Origin of the sequence: Actinomyces bouchesdurhonensis, assembly GCF_900128465.1 — a bacterium.
In the GTDB taxonomy this organism is placed as follows: Bacteria; Actinomycetota; Actinomycetes; order Actinomycetales; family Actinomycetaceae; genus Pauljensenia; species Pauljensenia bouchesdurhonensis.
The window spans coordinates 387854-403240 of sequence record NZ_LT635866.1; the positions used below are offsets into that span (position 1 = coordinate 387854).

Sequence of the window (15387 nt, forward strand, 5' to 3'; positions counted from 1 at the left end):
GCTCCTCGGGGGCGGCGACTCCGTCGCGCAGGTTGAGCGTGGCGGTCAGGCCGACGTGCTCTCCGACGGTGACGTCGGAGGCGTCGGCAACCGTCATGACTGCGTCGGAAAGGGGGTGGGGGCGCAGGGTGACGCGCACGTACATGGGGTCGGACTGGCACACGCCGAGGTCCTGCTGCTTCATATCCACGCCGCCCGCTCCGAGTGTGCCCTCCATGGAGCACCAGGGGCTGAAGTCGTACTTGGACTCGAGGAATTCGATCTTGTAGGTGGCGCGCAGAGTCGGGTCTGCCGCGCGCACGGTGGCCGTGTACTGGTCGGTCGTACCGGGAACGAGGTCGTAGGAGACGTCGACGCGGCGCGAGGCCACGGGCAGGCGGTCGGGGTTCCATTCGGGCGCGGGATCCGGGTTGGAGGGGCCCAGGATCGTGTCGGATCCACCGACGCTGACGGGCTCGGTGTCCTTCTGGGAGTACTGCACGGCCTGGGAGACCCAGCGGGCGGAGGTGGAATCGGAGGGGATGTAGATCGCCTGGACAGCCGCCGCGTCCGCGCCGAGCAGCTCGGAGACGGTGACGCGACCGCCCTCAACCACGGCCTCGGTCAGGAAGTAGCCGTTGACGGTGATCCACGCGCGTCCCGTGTCGGTGGAGACGCCCGTGTCGATCATGATGTCGGTGAGGTGATTGTCGCCGGGGTGCTCACGCTCGGTGTGGTGGGACAGGGTGAGCGTGGGTGTGGCGGCGTTGCCGTCGGTGCGCTCGGCTCGTGCCGCATTGTAGGCCGAGACGATGTCCTTGATGGTGCCGTCGGCGGGGTTCGCGCCGCCGACCTGCCAGACCAGCGGGGTGATCGGCGAGGAGTAGATAGCGGTGCCGTCGGCGCTGCGAGCGGTCATCTTGTAGTTCGCGACGTAGCGACCCGGCTGCGTGAAGGTCGTGTACAGGTGCGTGTGGCGGGGGTTGTAGACGCTGCGGTAGGCGGTGTCATGGCTGGAGAGGAAGCGGTTGACGCTGTCTCCGTTGTCGATGAACATCTCCATGCGGCCCGGGCCGTCAACGCTGATGAGGTCGAGGGTGTAGGTCTCACCCTCGAACTTGTCGGTGTCGCCGATCTCGCCGGCGCCGAGGCCAGCCCAGATGGGCGTGTTGCCGGGGCCGGGGTTCTGGGGCGCGGCGTTCAGGACGGTGCCCTCGGCACCCAGNGTCGTAGCTCGCGTCCGACAGGGAGGCCGGGCGCACGAAGCGCGCGTTAGGGCCGACGGACAGGGTCGTGGAGGACAGGGTACGCAGCACGGAGGTTCGCGCGGCCGTCAGGGAGTCATCCTTGACGGCGAGCCCGTAGGTGGTTCCGTTCTCACCGGCCGCCTGGGTCAGGCGCACGTCCAGGTGGCCTCGCGCGATCTCGACGGGGTCGGAGAGCAGGGACGAGGCCGGGGCCGGGGCTTCCCCGTTCCCGTGACCGGGCGAGGGGCTGGGGTCTGGAGTGGGCATGGGCGCCGGTTCAGGCTCCTCGGGGGCGGCGACTCCGTCGCGCAGGTTGAGCGTGGCGGTCAGGCCGACGTGCTCTCCGACGGTGACGTCGGAGGCGTCGGCAACCGTCATGACTGCGTCGGAAAGGGGGTGGGGGCGCAGGGTGACGCGCACGTACATGGGGTCGGACTGGCACACGCCGAGGTCCTGCTGCTTCATATCCACGCCGCCCGCTCCGAGTGTGCCCTCCATGGAGCACCAGGGGCTGAAGTCGTACTTGGACTCGAGGAATTCGATCTTGTAGGTGGCGCGCAGAGTCGGGTCTGCCGCGCGCACGGTGGCCGTGTACTGGTCGGTCGTACCGGGAACGAGGTCGTAGGAGACGTCGACGCGGCGCGAGGCCACGGGCAGGCGGTCGGGGTTCCATNCGAGGTCACGCGAGAGCGCGTCACGAACTACACCTACTGGGACTACCAGAAGCTGCGTTTCCCGAAAAACCAGGGGATGCGCATCGACTTCGTCTACTGTTCACCCGCCCTCGCGGCTCTCGTGAGCGGCGCCGCGATCGACCGCGACGAACGCAAGGGCAAGGGCGCCTCCGACCACGTGCCCGTCATCGTCGACGTCGACTAAGAGAGGCGACGAGGCCGGAACTCACTCTCGCACGCAGGCAAGGGTCAGGGCCGCGGTGCTGGAACGCAACCAAGTAAGACCCGCTTACGCGCGTCACCACAACACTCAGGATCGTTCGCGCGCAAGAGCCAACAGAGAGGCGTTGAGGCTGGCCCAGTTGTCGTGATGCCACGGGCCGAAAGGTTGCGCGCCGACAAAGACCGCACTCGCGCCTAGGTCCGGGTCCGCCCACACAAAAGACCCTGACTGTCCGAAATGCCCGATCGTTCGCTCCGAGGCATCGGGAGCGGTCCAGTGCGGCGACTTCTCCCCGCGAATCTCCAATCCCAAGCCCCACGGGCATGGAGCGAAGCGCCCGTAGCCAGGAACGACGCCCGCGAGGGCAGGAAACTGGGAAAGCCCGGCGAGAGCAGCCAGCGGAGCGCTCACCAGGGTCGGGCGCGCCAGCTCCGCGCCGAAAAGACTCAGGTCGTCCGCCGACGCGACACCAGCGTGCGCGGGACTGCCCGGAATATCTGCCGTCGTCATGCCGAGTGGCTCGAAGACGCTGCGCCGCACCCACTGCGCGACACCCATGCCGGTCGCCCCGGCCAGGACCTCGCCGAGGACGTCGAAACCCTCGTTGGAATAGATCCGGCGTTTGCCCGGCGCCGCCACGGGGCGACGCCCCTCGAAGGGCAAGCCCGAGGCATGGGCGAGCAGGTGACGAATGGTTGCTCCTTCGGGACCGGCCGGATCATCAAGGCCGATGAGTCCCCGCTCAACGGCGACGAGGGCAGACCACGCGACGATCGGTTTAGTGACAGAGGCGAGAGGAAAGACACGATCAACGTCGCCGTGAGAATAGAGAACGCCGCCCTCGACACGAAGGACGAGGGCGACGTCGAATGACGGTAGAGGGCCAATCACGCGGTGGCCACCGGAGCGGGCGCGGATTCTGCTGCCGCCGTCGTCTTCTCGCTGATCTTACGCAGCGTGCGCGCGTAGACTTCAGCGACTTCCTCGGGAACGGATGCGCCGAGCTGCAGCACGTAGTGCGCGGGCAGGTGCAGAAGCTGAACGCACACGGCTAAGAAGTCCGCGACAAACTCGCGGGCGTCGATGGGCTCGTCGTTGTAGCGAGCCGACACGACCGAGCCATACCAGTAGCGGATCAGGATCTTTGCGAGCGTACGGGGGGTAGTACCGATGTCGGCACCCTCCTCGTCGACGAAGCTCTGGATCATGACGGTCAGAGCTTCCTCCATCTGCTGTGTCCGGAACTTGTAGTGGATATGCGCAGGATGGGCCTCCGACGAGGACTCCGCCCACAGCACGCAGTCCAGGGCGATGGCCGCGTCCGCGCCAGGCTTCATTGCGAAACGCATCTCGCCTACAGCCCAGTCGACGAACGAACCAGCGGTGATGCCGCCTTCGTCGAATCCGCCCTCTACTTCGTCGTTAATGGTCACGTCAAAGAGCGCGTTCATTTCCTCGTGGCGCTGAATCGCGCTACGCAGGATCGCTTCCTTCGACGGGAAGTGATAGACGACGGCGGGGTGCGAAATACCGACTCGACGACCGAGGTCACGCAGAGAGAAGCCGTTGTAGCCTCGCTCTGCGATCAGGACCATCGCTGCCGAGAGGATGGATTCACGCGTTGCCTGTCCGACAGAATAGGCTCCACGGGCCTTCCTCTGGGTTGTCATATCATCTCCTGCTGTTGCGGGCCTCACATACCGAGAGTCCGAAATACACACTGGTATTTAGTGTAGCGCGCAATGTCAGGGTTTACCAACATTCATGACAAGGCCATCAATCGTGTCGTTGATGTCAACTGTCACATTCTGCCCATCCTGGACATGCCCACCCAGCAGAAGAACGGCCAGACGATCGCCGATCTCACGCTGAATCAAGCGGCGAAGCGGTCGCGCACCGAAGGCCGGATCATAGCCCACACGCGCTAGCCAGCCGCGAGCAGGTTCACTAACTGTCAAGTTAATTCGACGATCGGTAAGACGCTTTTGGAGCGAAGCAACCAGCAGGTCAACGATCTCTCCAAGATTTTCGCGGGTCAGGGCGTCAAACATGACGGTCTCATCCAACCTATTGAGGAACTCGGGTCGGAAACTGGCCCGCACGACCGACATGACCGCATCTTTCTTCCCCTCCGCCGTCAAATCAGGGTCCGCAAGATATTGCGAACCAAGATTAGACGTCAAAATCAGAATCGTGTTGCGGAAGTCGACCGTTCGCCCCTGCCCATCAGTGAGACGCCCATCATCGAGGACTTGCAGGAGGATGTCGAAAATCTCAGGGTCAGCTTTCTCCACCTCATCCAGCAGAACCACGGAATAAGGACGGCGACGCACGGCTTCAGTCAGCTGACCACCCTGCTCGTAACCCACGTATCCCGGAGGAGCTCCGACCAGGCGCGCAACCGAATGCTTCTCCGAGTACTCAGACATGTCGATACGCACCATAGCGCGCTCATCATCAAAGAGAAACTCTGCGAGAGACTTGGCCAGCTCCGTCTTACCCACGCCCGTAGGACCCAGGAACAGGAAGGAACCGGTGGGACGATTCGGATCAGACAGGCCCGCACGCGAGCGACGCACGGCATCAGACACTGCTCGCACGGCATCTTTTTGCCCAATGAGCCGCTTACCCAGTTCACTCTCCATGTGCAAGAGCTTCTCCGTCTCGGTCTGGAGCAGCTTACCCGTCGGAATTCCCGTCCACGCTTCGATCACCTCGGCGATCTCGGTGGGGCCAACCTTCTCAGCGATCATCGGCTCATCAGTGGAGACCGCCTCCTGCGATGCGACCCGAGCCTCCTCCTGCGCAATCTGGCGCTCGACGGCAGGAATCTCGCCGTTCTGCAGGCGACCAGCTTCCTCCCAGCGCCCCTCGCGCACGGCGAGTTCGAGCTGAGTGCGCAGCGTATCGAGCTGGACACGCAGATCACCCACACGGTTGTGGCCGGCCTTCTCGGCCTCCCACCGGGCAGTAAGGGCGCGCAGCTGCTCCTCGCGGTCCGCCAGGTCCGCGCGCAGCTTGCTCAAGCGATCCTGGGTCGCCTCGTCGAGGCTCTCCGGGTCGGACTCAGTCAGGTAGGACTCCTCCATGCGCAGGCGATCCACGCTGCGGCGCAGCTCGTCGATCTCCACCGGGGAGGAGTCGAGCTCCATGCGCAGACGCGAGGCGGCCTCGTCAATCAGGTCGATGGCCTTGTCGGGCAGCTGACGACCCGTGATGTAACGATTCGACAGGGTCGCGGCGGCCACGAGCGCACCGTCGGAAATGGTCACCTTGTGGTGGGCCTCATACTTGGGGGCGATGCCACGGAGGATAGCGACCGTATCCTCGACCGAGGGCTCACCGACGAAAACCTGCTGGAAGCGGCGCTCCAGCGCCGGATCCTTCTCGATATTCTCGCGATATTCGTCGAGCGTGGTCGCACCCACCATGCGCAGCTCGCCGCGCGCAAGCATAGGCTTAAGCATATTGCCCGCATCCATGGCACCCTCGGAACCACCGCCCGCACCAACGACCGTGTGCAGCTCATCGATGAAGGTAATGACCTGCCCATCCGAACGCGCAATCTCAGCGAGGACCGCCTTCAGGCGCTCCTCGAACTCGCCGCGATACTTGGCTCCGGCGACCATCGAGGACACATCCAGGGAGATCAGACGCTTGTCACGCAGGGATTCGGGGACATCGCCCGCGACGATACGCTGTGCCAGCCCTTCGACGACGGCGGTCTTACCGACACCGGGTTCGCCGATGAGGACCGGGTTATTCTTCGTGCGCCTCGACAGGACCTGGACGACGCGTCGAATCTCGTTGTCTCGACCGATGACCGGGTCGAGCTTGCCCTCGCGCGCCACCTCGGTCAGGTCGCGGCCATACTTCGCCAAGGCCTCGAACGACCCCTCGGGATCAGCGGAGGTAATCGGGTCAGGACGCAGCTGGGCGAGCGCCTGCGTGAGCGCATCGGCCGACGCTCCGCCCTGAGTCAGGATTCGACCAGCCTCGGTGTCCGAGGCGGCCAGAGCAATGAGCAGGTGCTCAGTCGAGACGTACTGGTCACCCCCCTTATCCGCAAGCTGTTCGGCTTCCTGGACAGCGCTGAGCAACGCACGCGAGGCCTGGGCGGAGCCAGCGGATACCCCCTGGGTACTCGGAAGGGCTACCAGGGCATTTCGTGTGCGTGCGCCAATCATGCGCGCATCCGCACCCACGGCCTCGAGCAAGGACAGAGCAATGCCCTCGCGCTGCTCAATGAGAGCCTCAAGCAGGTGAATGGGTTCAACCTGCGGATTACCGGCCGCCGACGCGGCCTGGAGCGCCGAAGCAACGGCTTCGTGCGCTTTCGTTGTCATCTCATGTGCCATGAGATCATTCCTCCAAATGGTTCGCAATTGTCGCGTCGACGATTCCCGACGCTTCTAAGGGACATAACGAACCCAAAGTTGAGTCTATTCCACTCAACTTCAAGATGAGAAACGACGCCGCGACTCAGTTCTCAGGAAGCCACGCAGGACCATCAAAGCCGCGCTGATGCCCACCCGACGGACCCGAATCCTGCCCATCCTCAACCCCATAACGCTCCGCGAGCGCACGGAAAAGTTGCAACGTCGTCGCCAGCGCACACATCACCTGCTGCACCAGCTGCGCATCCGTCGCCCCATACTCGTAATCACCATTGACCTCAGCAACCACGCGATCACCCTCAAGCTGCTCTGCCACGTAAGCCTTGGGCCACAGGAATTCCCCGTGCCACGCCTGGAGGAAATCGCGCAAATCATCCCCATACTCCAGAGGGATAAGCTGCTTCATGAACGCAACAATCGACAAAACCTCACGCGAATCACCGAGGAAACGGAAGCAGAACAGGTGCCCCTCCCACAGGCCGCACAAGTCGCCGTCATTGTCAATGCGCCATGCCCAACCTTCAGAGTCGAAAAGCAACCCCAGACGCTCTTGCGTGATGGGACGAACCATATCGAAGCGATTGGCTTCGAACTCCGAATTACCCGTTGCGATTCCTTCCACCGTCGCTGCGTTGCTATCCTCCCATTGTTCCACATCGGAAGGCACACCGTCCGTCGGTTCGGCGCGGCGAGGCGACTCCTCGCCGTCGGCTCCACCGTCGGCATCCGCCCGCCATAGCCAGCCCATGATGACTCACCTACTCGTCTCTCTCATCCTTGACGCGCCACTGCATCACAACTTCGGAGACGTGAGCGCGTCGACCGTCCCGACACGTGAGCTTTATACGCACATCCATCGGCCGCCTCCTCGCTCGCCACATCATGCCACCAGCGTGTGTATCGCCACACCCTCACAGTAGCGCAGAATCCGCGAAATACCAATGGCCACGCAGTCTCACATGCATCGCTACCCTTATCCCCCAGGAGCACCCCACAACTATCGCCGCAGCTCACCGCTATGACACAGAGACATTCTCAAATAGTTGTCTAGTGCATCACATTTTGTTGCACCTCTTGCACGCCGCATACTTTTGGGCTATTTAGACCGCCGATCATTCTCCGGTGGGCCGTAGTAACCACGCACCCCACGGGCACCCCCAACACCATTCAACGGAACTCTCCCGGACGGAGGAACCAGGCCGCCAGGCACCACCCCAGGAACCAGGCCGCCAGGCACCACCCCAGGAACCACCCCAGGAACCAGGCCGCCAGGCACCACCCCAGGAACCAGGCCGCCAGGCACCACCCCAGGCACCACCCGAGGAACCAGGCCGCCAGGCACCACCCCAGGAACCACCGGTCCCCACGGCGCCATCGGCACAGGGGGAAGCGGCAGCACCGCCGCACTGCGTGCGACCAGCCATCGTAGGAGCCGCTCAGCGGGTCCCCGCGTGTGACCCATACCGTCGGATACCACGCAGCCAACACCAATGACGGCCCACACGGCCAACGCAATGAGCGCTGAGACCACCACACCCACCGATCGCACACCCGCCAAACCCAGGCACGCAAAGACAGCGACGAAGAGCAACGTCTGAGCAAGGTAGGCGGTCATGGAACGGCGGCCAATGGCACTCAAAAAAGAACGAACGACGCCCAGCTCCTCAGCTGGCGAGCTGCCCGACATCATCGACAAACCACAGTCCACGCGCGGACCACCGCCCAAAAGCGCCAGAAGGGCCAGCCACCCACAGGCTCCAGCAACACCGCAGGCATGAAAGAGCGGGAACGTCCAGCCAGCACCACCCACATGAGCCCAATCGAGCTCACCAAGCGCGTACGGCACAGCTCCCAACGCGCCAACAGCCAGGCCACCACACGCGAAGATCCCAAGCGCGCATCCATGGCGATGAGGATCCTGTAAGGCTCCCCACCGTTGAAGGGCAACACCGATCATGACACACGGGATGACAAGAGCAGTGAAGGCAGCGAACGGCGTCGCAAACAGCCACACACCGAACGACATCGCAGGATAAGTCGCACCCACAGACATCGGACTGTGATACTCGAGCGACATGGGCCGGCCCCCCGCCCCGTACCCGATCGAAGCCATGGATAACAAACTCAACGCCGCAAACGATACTGCGACCACCACGCGCGGCCACACGCGCGTCATGACGATGACCTCCGCGAAAACCACCGCGACGAGGCCATACGTTCCAATAATGTCACCCTGAAAAACGAGAGAATGCACTCCACCAATAGCCAGCATCCACCAGCCGCGTCTCCGAATTAAACGCGACGCCGCACATCGAGCGCGACGCTCCACGGCCTCGCCAAAAAACTGCCACTGCGCGGGATTCCAGCCGGCGCTCAACTCGGCGGGCAGCGCGCCCAAGNGACCCCCGACACGTAAAGGAAACATCATGACCAACGATTCCCACAAGGCGCGCCTGGCGGCGCTCGTCCAGGAGCTGTCCGTCATCCACGAGAAGGTCACCCTGGCGTCGGGGCGCGAGTCCGACTTCTACGTCGACATGCGCCGCTCGACGCTGCACCACGAGGCGGCTCCCCTCATTGGCCACGTCATGCTGGACCTCCTGGAAGAGGCTGGCTTCGCGGTGGGCGAGGAGTACGTGGCCGTGGGCGGCCTGACGATGGGCGCGGACCCGGTGGCCACCGCGATGCTNGAAGAAACGCACCCAGAACGGCACGTTCGCCAATGCAATAAGAGCCAGCATGAAACCGCGCGCAACGTCGGGGGCGGGGTAGCGTACCTGGCGCTGGCCAGTGAAGGACAGGGAAGACAAACAGACTCCTTTCACGGTGCAAACCCGGAGCGTCAGGGGGCGAAAAAGGGGCGAGGCCGGAGCAGTTTCCGGGACACGCCCCCTCCACGAGTCACTCGCTCAGCGGTAGACAGACATCATCGCCTGCTGGGTGAGTTCACGCCGCTTCCGGTTCACCCGTACCAGGAGAACAATTCCGACGATCATCACAATCAGACCAATCACACCAACGACGGTCGCCCACACGAAAGGCACGATAAAGGCCATACCCGCCTCATCAGGCGACATACCGAGTCCCACGACCTGCGCACCGGACGACAGACCATCACACGAGAGCTGATAGTTTCCAGGCGAAATGCCCGTAATCGAGAAAATACTGCTATCGCCCTGATAGGCATTCATCACATAACCAGCACCGTTCGCGTCGGTGAGGGAGCACGAATTGGCCAGACCATCTGTGATCAAGACCGTAAAGTTGCCTCCCTCCGAGACGGACACAGTATCGCCGTTACGTAGTCCGCCGTCACTGCCGGCGAGCTGGTCAAAGGTTGAACCGAGGCCCGCGATCAGCGTGACCACCAAGGTGATCGGTGCGATGACAAGCATTGCAACAATGCCAATAACCAACGTGGTAATACCGGGGGCACGGCTGGGCATAGGGGGAAGTTCCACAATGGGTGACCCGTAGCCTGCGCCAGGGGAACCGGCGTAGCCCTGGTCGGCTGCGCCCGGGTAGTCCTGGGGAACATCGACATTTTCGCCGTACTGGGGCCACGGCGTGTTCGCTCCACCCGACGATCCATAGGAGGACGGATTCGACATGTCAGTGCCTTCCTCGTGAGAATTTGTTTCAAGCATAACAACGCAACGAGCGCCCCGAATAACGTGTCGCGACGAACGGAACGCCGACCTCCACACGTCAAAGCAACGGTCGAGGCCGGAGAAACGTTCCGGGTACGTCCTCGTCACCGGGTTCGAACTCGCCGCGAACGCGGCACGCGCCTATCGTAATTGCCTGCTACTGCCACGCACCGGTGTGTCCATGGTCGAGGGAGCAGCCTCACGCATATGCAGTAGGGACGCACTCCGAGTAGCGCGCATTCGTAAGCTAGGACAACTGAACACCACTTAGGCGCTGCGCACGCAGCTGGGCCACGCCGGGAACCTCAAGGGGTTCCAGCGCTACGCCTGTCGCCCGCTCGAGCAGCAGGTCCGCCAGCTCGGGGTTGCGTGCCAGCGCCGGGCCGTGCATGTAGGTAGCAATGATAGACCCCTGAACGGCTCCGTCGTAAGCGACCTCAGCGGGTTCGCATCCCTGCGGCGTCCCATTGCCCACGCCCGCGACGACACGCCCGAGGGGAGCCGCGTCGGGACCCAGAACGGTTCCACCGCCGTGGTTCTCGAAGCCGCTCAGCGGCTGGGTGAGTCCATCAACAAGCGGTAGGGTCACAAGTTCACCAATGGCGCGATGGCCTTGCGGCTGGGTCGTAATGTCCAGAACTCCCATGCCAGGCACGCGAACGCCGCGCGCATCCTCGTACCAGTGGCCGAGGACCTGCAGCGACGCGCAAATCGCCAGAAGCGGACGCCCGGCATCGAGAGCACGAGCCAGGCCCGAAGTACCCCGGAATTTGTCGGCTGCAAGCGCCTGGGCAGTATCTTCGCCGCCACCCAGCGTGTAGATGTCGAGGCTATCAGGGATTTCTTCGGTCAAGCTGACGTGGACGACTTCAGCGTCAATACCCCTCCTGCGGGCACGTTCAGCCAAGATCAGGGCGTTGCCCGTGTCCCCGTAGGTGCCCAACACCTCGGGCATGAGGACACCAATGTGCAGCGTGGATGCGCTCACCGCTTGCCTTCCTTTCGGTCGAGCAGGACCTTAAAGTCGCGCATTGCCGTGTAGTTGAGGAGGACTTCGACGCGCCCCGGCTCACAGCGAGCCAGAGCATCCATCGGTAGGTCCACGAGGTCGCAGTGAATGCCCGCGTACTCGAGGCGGACGGCCAAGTCGGCCCCGCGCTCGCCACAGGCGATGACGCGGCGACCGGGCCGGTTGACACCGGAGAAGTCAACGTCCCACAGCCAGGACAGGTCCTGCCCATCGGGCACCTGCCCGTTGACGCCAATGACGACCTGGGCGACCCTCGGATCAATCATGGTCATCGCTTCCTGCCAGCCCGCGGGATTTTTCGCGAGCATCAAACGGGCGCTCCGACCATTCACGTCGTGAACCGAATAGCGGCCCGCGACCTCGGTAACACGACTGACGGCCTGCGCGGCCACCGCGGGGTCGATACCCATTGCGACCGCAGCAGCGACTGCCTGCGCCGCGTTGCCGAGATTCGCTCGACCGGGAAGCAACAGGTTGAGGGGGACGTTCACTCCGCCCGGTCCGTGCAAAGTTGCTCGCGGGCCGTCGGGGGCCAGGTCAACGTCGGTAAGCCACCAGTGGGGCTGGGGCCGACTCTTCAATGCGGGAAGCTCTTCATCGGCGAAGGCAGGGATCAGGTGCCAGTCCTCACCGTTGCGCACGACGCGCCCTCCGCGCGGGTAGGCCGCCGAGTCGCCACCCCACCCCGCGCCGGCGGCGACCCACACGACGCGGGGGTTATCCGCGGCTGCGGAGACGATGAGCGGATCATCGCAGTTAGCGACGACGACGGCGTCCGGATGGGCCGACGAACCCTCGCGAAGGCGCTTTTCCACCGAGCCGATCTCACCGACGCGATCAAGCTGGTCGCGCGAGAGATTCAGGTAGACGAAAACGTCGGGCTTTACATCAGCGGCGACCGTCGGCACATGCATTTCGTCGACCTCGAGGGCAGCGCGAGAGGCATCCTTTCCCCGCATGAGCGCAGTGATGACGCCTGATGTCATGTTGTCGCCGTTGATATTGGAGGCAACAGGACCAGCACTCTCCAAAGCGGCACGCACCATGCGCGTCGTCGTGGACTTGCCGTTCGTGCCGGTGACGATAACGGATGAGAAGGGAGCTGCCAGCTCAGCGAGGAAGCGCGGGGAGATGCGCAGCGCGACCTCCCCGCCGATCATGCCGCCGGAGCCTCGTCCGAGGGCGCGGGAGGCAAAGCGGGCGGCGCCACCAGCCGCGTTGGCCACACGGGAGCGCACCGAGAGGTGATGCGATGATGTCGTCATGCATCAAGGTTAGCGCGTGCGCGGACATGTCTGCGCCTTCGGAAGGTGCCCACTCCTTGCCCTGAGATGATGCGCACGTGAGAGTAGGCGACGCGACGATCGCCCCGACACGCCGAATGCGGGATGACCTGCACTAATAGTGCTGCATTGCATATTGACGTTACCCACGCCATGTCACTGTGATGACATCGATATGTCTCAACGGTCAATACTGACGCCGGCGCCGCAGGCACCCAAGAGCATCTCCCTTCAAATTCTGCGTTTTTTCAAGGAAAAATACACCTAGTAGCCAAAGCCGCAGGTCAGCGGCCATTTCGTGAAAAATGTCGTCAACGAGACGCACACTATTTTCAGGTGGGGTGCACATTCGTTCAACACCCCAATCGAGCACATTATCGACTATCGAAACCAGCCGTGACCTGGTAAAACTGTCGTAGCAGGCGAGAGCCTGTCGCCTGTTCCAGGCTTCGGTCAAGGATCCAGTGTGCCCCCGGATCCCTGATCGAATTACGCTGCGGGACTCATCCGGTGGATGGGTCCCGCAGCCCCTTGTTACCTCACTGTCGAGACGCCGTCACAGCTTCCACTGCGACTGCGACTGCGACTGCGACTGCGACTGCGACTGCGACTGCGAGCATATCCGTAGGGTTCCCCCCGCGTCCATCTCACGCCACCTCCGTCTCGGTGCGCCAATCTCCGTGCGCCAGCATCCGTGCCCACTCAATCCGCACGTGGGTCCGATGACATGCACGTGGGTTCGACACCTCGCACGTGGGCCCTCTAATCCGCGCGTGGGCGGCGCCGCCCCGAGGCGCGACCTCACCACCATCAAATGGGGGGAATTGCGCTGCACGAGGACCCGTGCGCGACTTGCCTGCCGATGACATCGCCACCAAACGGGGGGAATTGCACCATTAGGGGCGCGACACGCCGGCGACACGCCGAGGGGAGGCTTCTAATGCTGCAAAACCCCCACCACTACCCCTGGCGTCATGCTCCCTCACTGGTGCAGGACTGCCCGGCGGGGCGCCGATAAACACTGGAAGGACGTCGCCGACGGGACCCTGCTGCACGCGCGGCCAGCTCCCAGGCGATGCTTGTGGCCGATGAGGTGCAGTCCTCCCGATCGGACTTGATTTTCTCAACCAGGGCGCCCCTGTCGACGAGGTGGGCACGCCACCGCCCGGACCCACTGCGGCAGCGCCGCCCCGACGCGGGCGCGTCGGGGCGGCGGTTCAGCACTCAGGACACCGGCATTGCGTCGAGCCTCTCACCGGGAGATGATCGTCCCCTCGATAACGGCGCGAGCGCTTGCGCGCCCGGCAGGCCCAGGCTGCTTCGATCGTCCGGCAGGCCCGGGCAGCTCCGGGCGGTCGAATGGCCCGACCGCGAGCATCGCCGCGCGGGCACGGATCGGGTCCCACACGGTGAGCGGTCCGCCGGAGGACGAAGCAGGACGTTCCCACGGGCGTTGGCCTCGACGCAACGGCATGACCTGCCCGTCCGCGGACGCTGCGAACACGCGGTTGCGGCGAGCTTCGGACGCTGCGACGGACTCGCGCAGGGTATCCCGCTCGGATTCGAGAGCCTCGACGCGGCGTTCAAGTTCAAGAATGCGACGGATCCCCGCCAGGTTGATGCCCTCCTCCTGGCTCATGCGTTGGACGTCACGTAGGCGTTGGACGTCGCGTTTCGTGTAGCGCCGACCTCGGCCCTTCGTGCGGGCGGGGATGACCAGGCCCAAGCGGTCGTATTGACGCAGGGTCTGGGGATGCATCCCCGCCAGCTCGGCCGCAACCGATATGACGAAGGTGGCTGCCACGTCCCCAGTCGTTGCCACGGCTTACTCCTCGGCGCCCTGAGCCAGGCCGGCGCGCACGTCGAGGTCGCCCTCGGTCTGCGCCAGCTCCTTCGCGAGCTTCTTCAGCTCGCGGCCCGGCTTGTCGGGTACCTGGATGGACACGCGAGCAATCAGGTCGCCCGTCACCTTCGAGGTCTTGACTCCTCCGCCGCGCACGCGGATCTCCGCGCCCGAGGAGGAACCCGCGGGCACCTTAACGGTGGCCGTGTTGCCGTCTACCATGGGCACGTCGACTACGCATCCGAGGATGGCCTCCGACACGGTGATGGGTAGGGTGAGCACCAGGTCGTTGCCTTCCCGCGAGTACACGGGGTGAGGCTTGACGGTGACTGAGACCTCGAGGTCGCCGGTGGGGCCGCCATGCGTGCCCGGCTTCCCATGGCCCTTGACGCGGACCTTTTGACCATCCTTAATGCCCGCCGGGATGCGGACCTTAATGGGAGAGCCGCCAACCTTAATGGTCAGGGTCGCGCCGTTGAGGGCTTGAACGAAGGAAATCGCGAGCTTCGCGCGCACGTTGGCGCCCTTCTTAGGCGTCGGCGCACTGCGCGGAGCTTGACCGCCGCCACCGAAGGACGAGGCGTAGGCATCACCACCGAAGTGAGCGCTGCTGGAGCCGTTAAAGAGACCGGAGAGGATGTCCTCGAAGCCGGCCCCGCCGCCGGGCATGCCGGAAGTTTGGAAGCGCACGTTTCGTGCGCCCCCACCAAAGCCGCCGCCGCCACCGAAGGCTCCGAAGAGGTCCTCGAAGCCACCCGTGCCGCCCGAACCGGCGGCGAATCGTGCGCCCCCGCCGGCCATGGCGCGGATTGCGTCGTAGCGCTTACGATCCTCGTCATTGGACAGGACCGCGTATGCCTCACCAATTTCCTTGAACTTGGCTTCGGCCACCTTGTCGCCCGGGTTCTGATCCGGGTGCCACTTGCGAGCCAGCTTACGGTAGGCCTTCGTGATGGCCTTCTTGTCCGCTGTCTTGTCGACTCCGAGGACCTTGTAGAAGTCCTTGGAGAACCATTCTTGTTCACTCACGCGCGTGTCACCTCTCTTTCAGTTACGAGCGT

Annotated in this window: 12 protein-coding genes and 3 pseudogenes; 2 read left to right on the plus strand and 13 right to left on the minus strand. The window is 63.8% G+C overall.

The features are described from left to right. A partial coding sequence (locus BQ7477_RS04185; RefSeq protein ID WP_338072948.1) for a choice-of-anchor M domain-containing protein occupies positions 1 to 1204 on the minus strand: 1204 nt, incomplete at its 3' end. A 697-nt stretch (positions 1205 to 1901) separates the two neighbouring features. On the opposite strand from BQ7477_RS04185, the pseudogene BQ7477_RS04190 reads away from it, so the two are divergent. After that, positions 1902 to 2105: pseudogene (locus tag BQ7477_RS04190) on the plus strand (endonuclease/exonuclease/phosphatase family protein); the annotation flags it as partial. A gap of 105 nt (positions 2106 to 2210) precedes the next feature. Here BQ7477_RS04190 and BQ7477_RS04195 read toward each other — a convergent pair. From BQ7477_RS04195 to BQ7477_RS12755, 6 genes and pseudogenes are all read right to left on the minus strand, one after another. Beyond that, a complete protein-coding gene (locus tag BQ7477_RS04195; RefSeq protein WP_073982912.1) occupies positions 2211 to 3014 on the minus strand; it encodes a serine hydrolase domain-containing protein in 804 nt (267 codons plus the stop codon). Continuing rightward, entirely contained in the window at positions 3011 to 3793 is a 783-nt protein-coding gene (locus tag BQ7477_RS04200) for a TetR/AcrR family transcriptional regulator (RefSeq protein WP_073982913.1), read from the minus strand. Before BQ7477_RS04200 ends, BQ7477_RS04195 begins: the two co-directional genes overlap by 4 nt. A gap of 75 nt (positions 3794 to 3868) precedes the next feature. Continuing rightward, positions 3869 to 6481, minus strand: a complete 2613-nt coding sequence (gene clpB, locus BQ7477_RS04205; RefSeq protein WP_073982914.1) for an ATP-dependent chaperone ClpB — start codon at positions 6479 to 6481, stop codon at positions 3869 to 3871. 124 nt (positions 6482 to 6605) lie between these two features. Beyond that, positions 6606 to 7268, minus strand: a complete 663-nt coding sequence (locus tag BQ7477_RS04210) for a type III secretion system chaperone family protein (protein WP_073982915.1) — start codon at positions 7266 to 7268, stop codon at positions 6606 to 6608. Positions 7269 to 7687: 419 nt separating this feature from the next. Then, positions 7688 to 7927: a hypothetical protein gene (locus BQ7477_RS12030; RefSeq protein WP_234968693.1), complete on the minus strand. Its 240-nt coding sequence runs from the start codon at positions 7925 to 7927 to the stop codon at positions 7688 to 7690. Positions 7928 to 7991: 64 nt separating this feature from the next. Next, positions 7992 to 9005: pseudogene (locus BQ7477_RS12755) on the minus strand (DUF418 domain-containing protein); the annotation flags it as partial. Here BQ7477_RS12755 and BQ7477_RS04220 point away from each other — a divergent pair. Then, positions 8947 to 9207 (plus strand): annotated as a pseudogene (locus BQ7477_RS04220) (type I phosphoribosyltransferase); the annotation flags it as partial. The pseudogenes BQ7477_RS12755 and BQ7477_RS04220 sit on opposite strands and share 59 nt — an antisense overlap. A 222-nt stretch (positions 9208 to 9429) precedes the next feature. On the opposite strand, the gene BQ7477_RS11840 reads toward BQ7477_RS04220, so the two are convergent. The 6 genes from BQ7477_RS11840 to BQ7477_RS04250 form a co-directional block, all read right to left on the minus strand. Continuing rightward, entirely contained in the window at positions 9430 to 10131 is a 702-nt protein-coding gene (locus tag BQ7477_RS11840) for a hypothetical protein (protein ID WP_084795641.1), read from the minus strand. A gap of 286 nt (positions 10132 to 10417) precedes the next feature. Beyond that, the gene (locus tag BQ7477_RS04230) at positions 10418 to 11158 is read right to left on the minus strand and encodes a type 1 glutamine amidotransferase (RefSeq protein WP_073982918.1); all 741 of its coding nucleotides are present in this window, start codon (positions 11156 to 11158) and stop codon (positions 10418 to 10420) included. Then, a complete protein-coding gene (locus tag BQ7477_RS04235; RefSeq protein ID WP_200783464.1) occupies positions 11155 to 12465 on the minus strand; it encodes a Mur ligase family protein in 1311 nt (436 codons plus the stop codon). The genes BQ7477_RS04230 and BQ7477_RS04235 overlap by 4 nt, the downstream gene beginning before the upstream one ends. Positions 12466 to 12670: 205 nt before the next feature. Beyond that, the gene (locus BQ7477_RS11405) at positions 12671 to 12940 is read right to left on the minus strand and encodes a hypothetical protein (protein WP_129582496.1); all 270 of its coding nucleotides are present in this window, start codon (positions 12938 to 12940) and stop codon (positions 12671 to 12673) included. 795 nt (positions 12941 to 13735) lie between these two features. Beyond that, the gene (locus tag BQ7477_RS04245; protein WP_073982920.1) at positions 13736 to 14305 is read right to left on the minus strand and encodes a heat shock protein transcriptional repressor HspR; all 570 of its coding nucleotides are present in this window, start codon (positions 14303 to 14305) and stop codon (positions 13736 to 13738) included. Positions 14306 to 14308: 3 nt separating this feature from the next. Then, on the minus strand, positions 14309 to 15355 hold the full coding sequence (locus tag BQ7477_RS04250; RefSeq protein WP_073982921.1) for a DnaJ C-terminal domain-containing protein: 1047 nt from the start codon (positions 15353 to 15355) through the stop codon (positions 14309 to 14311). Positions 15356 to 15387: the final 32 nt, after the last annotated feature.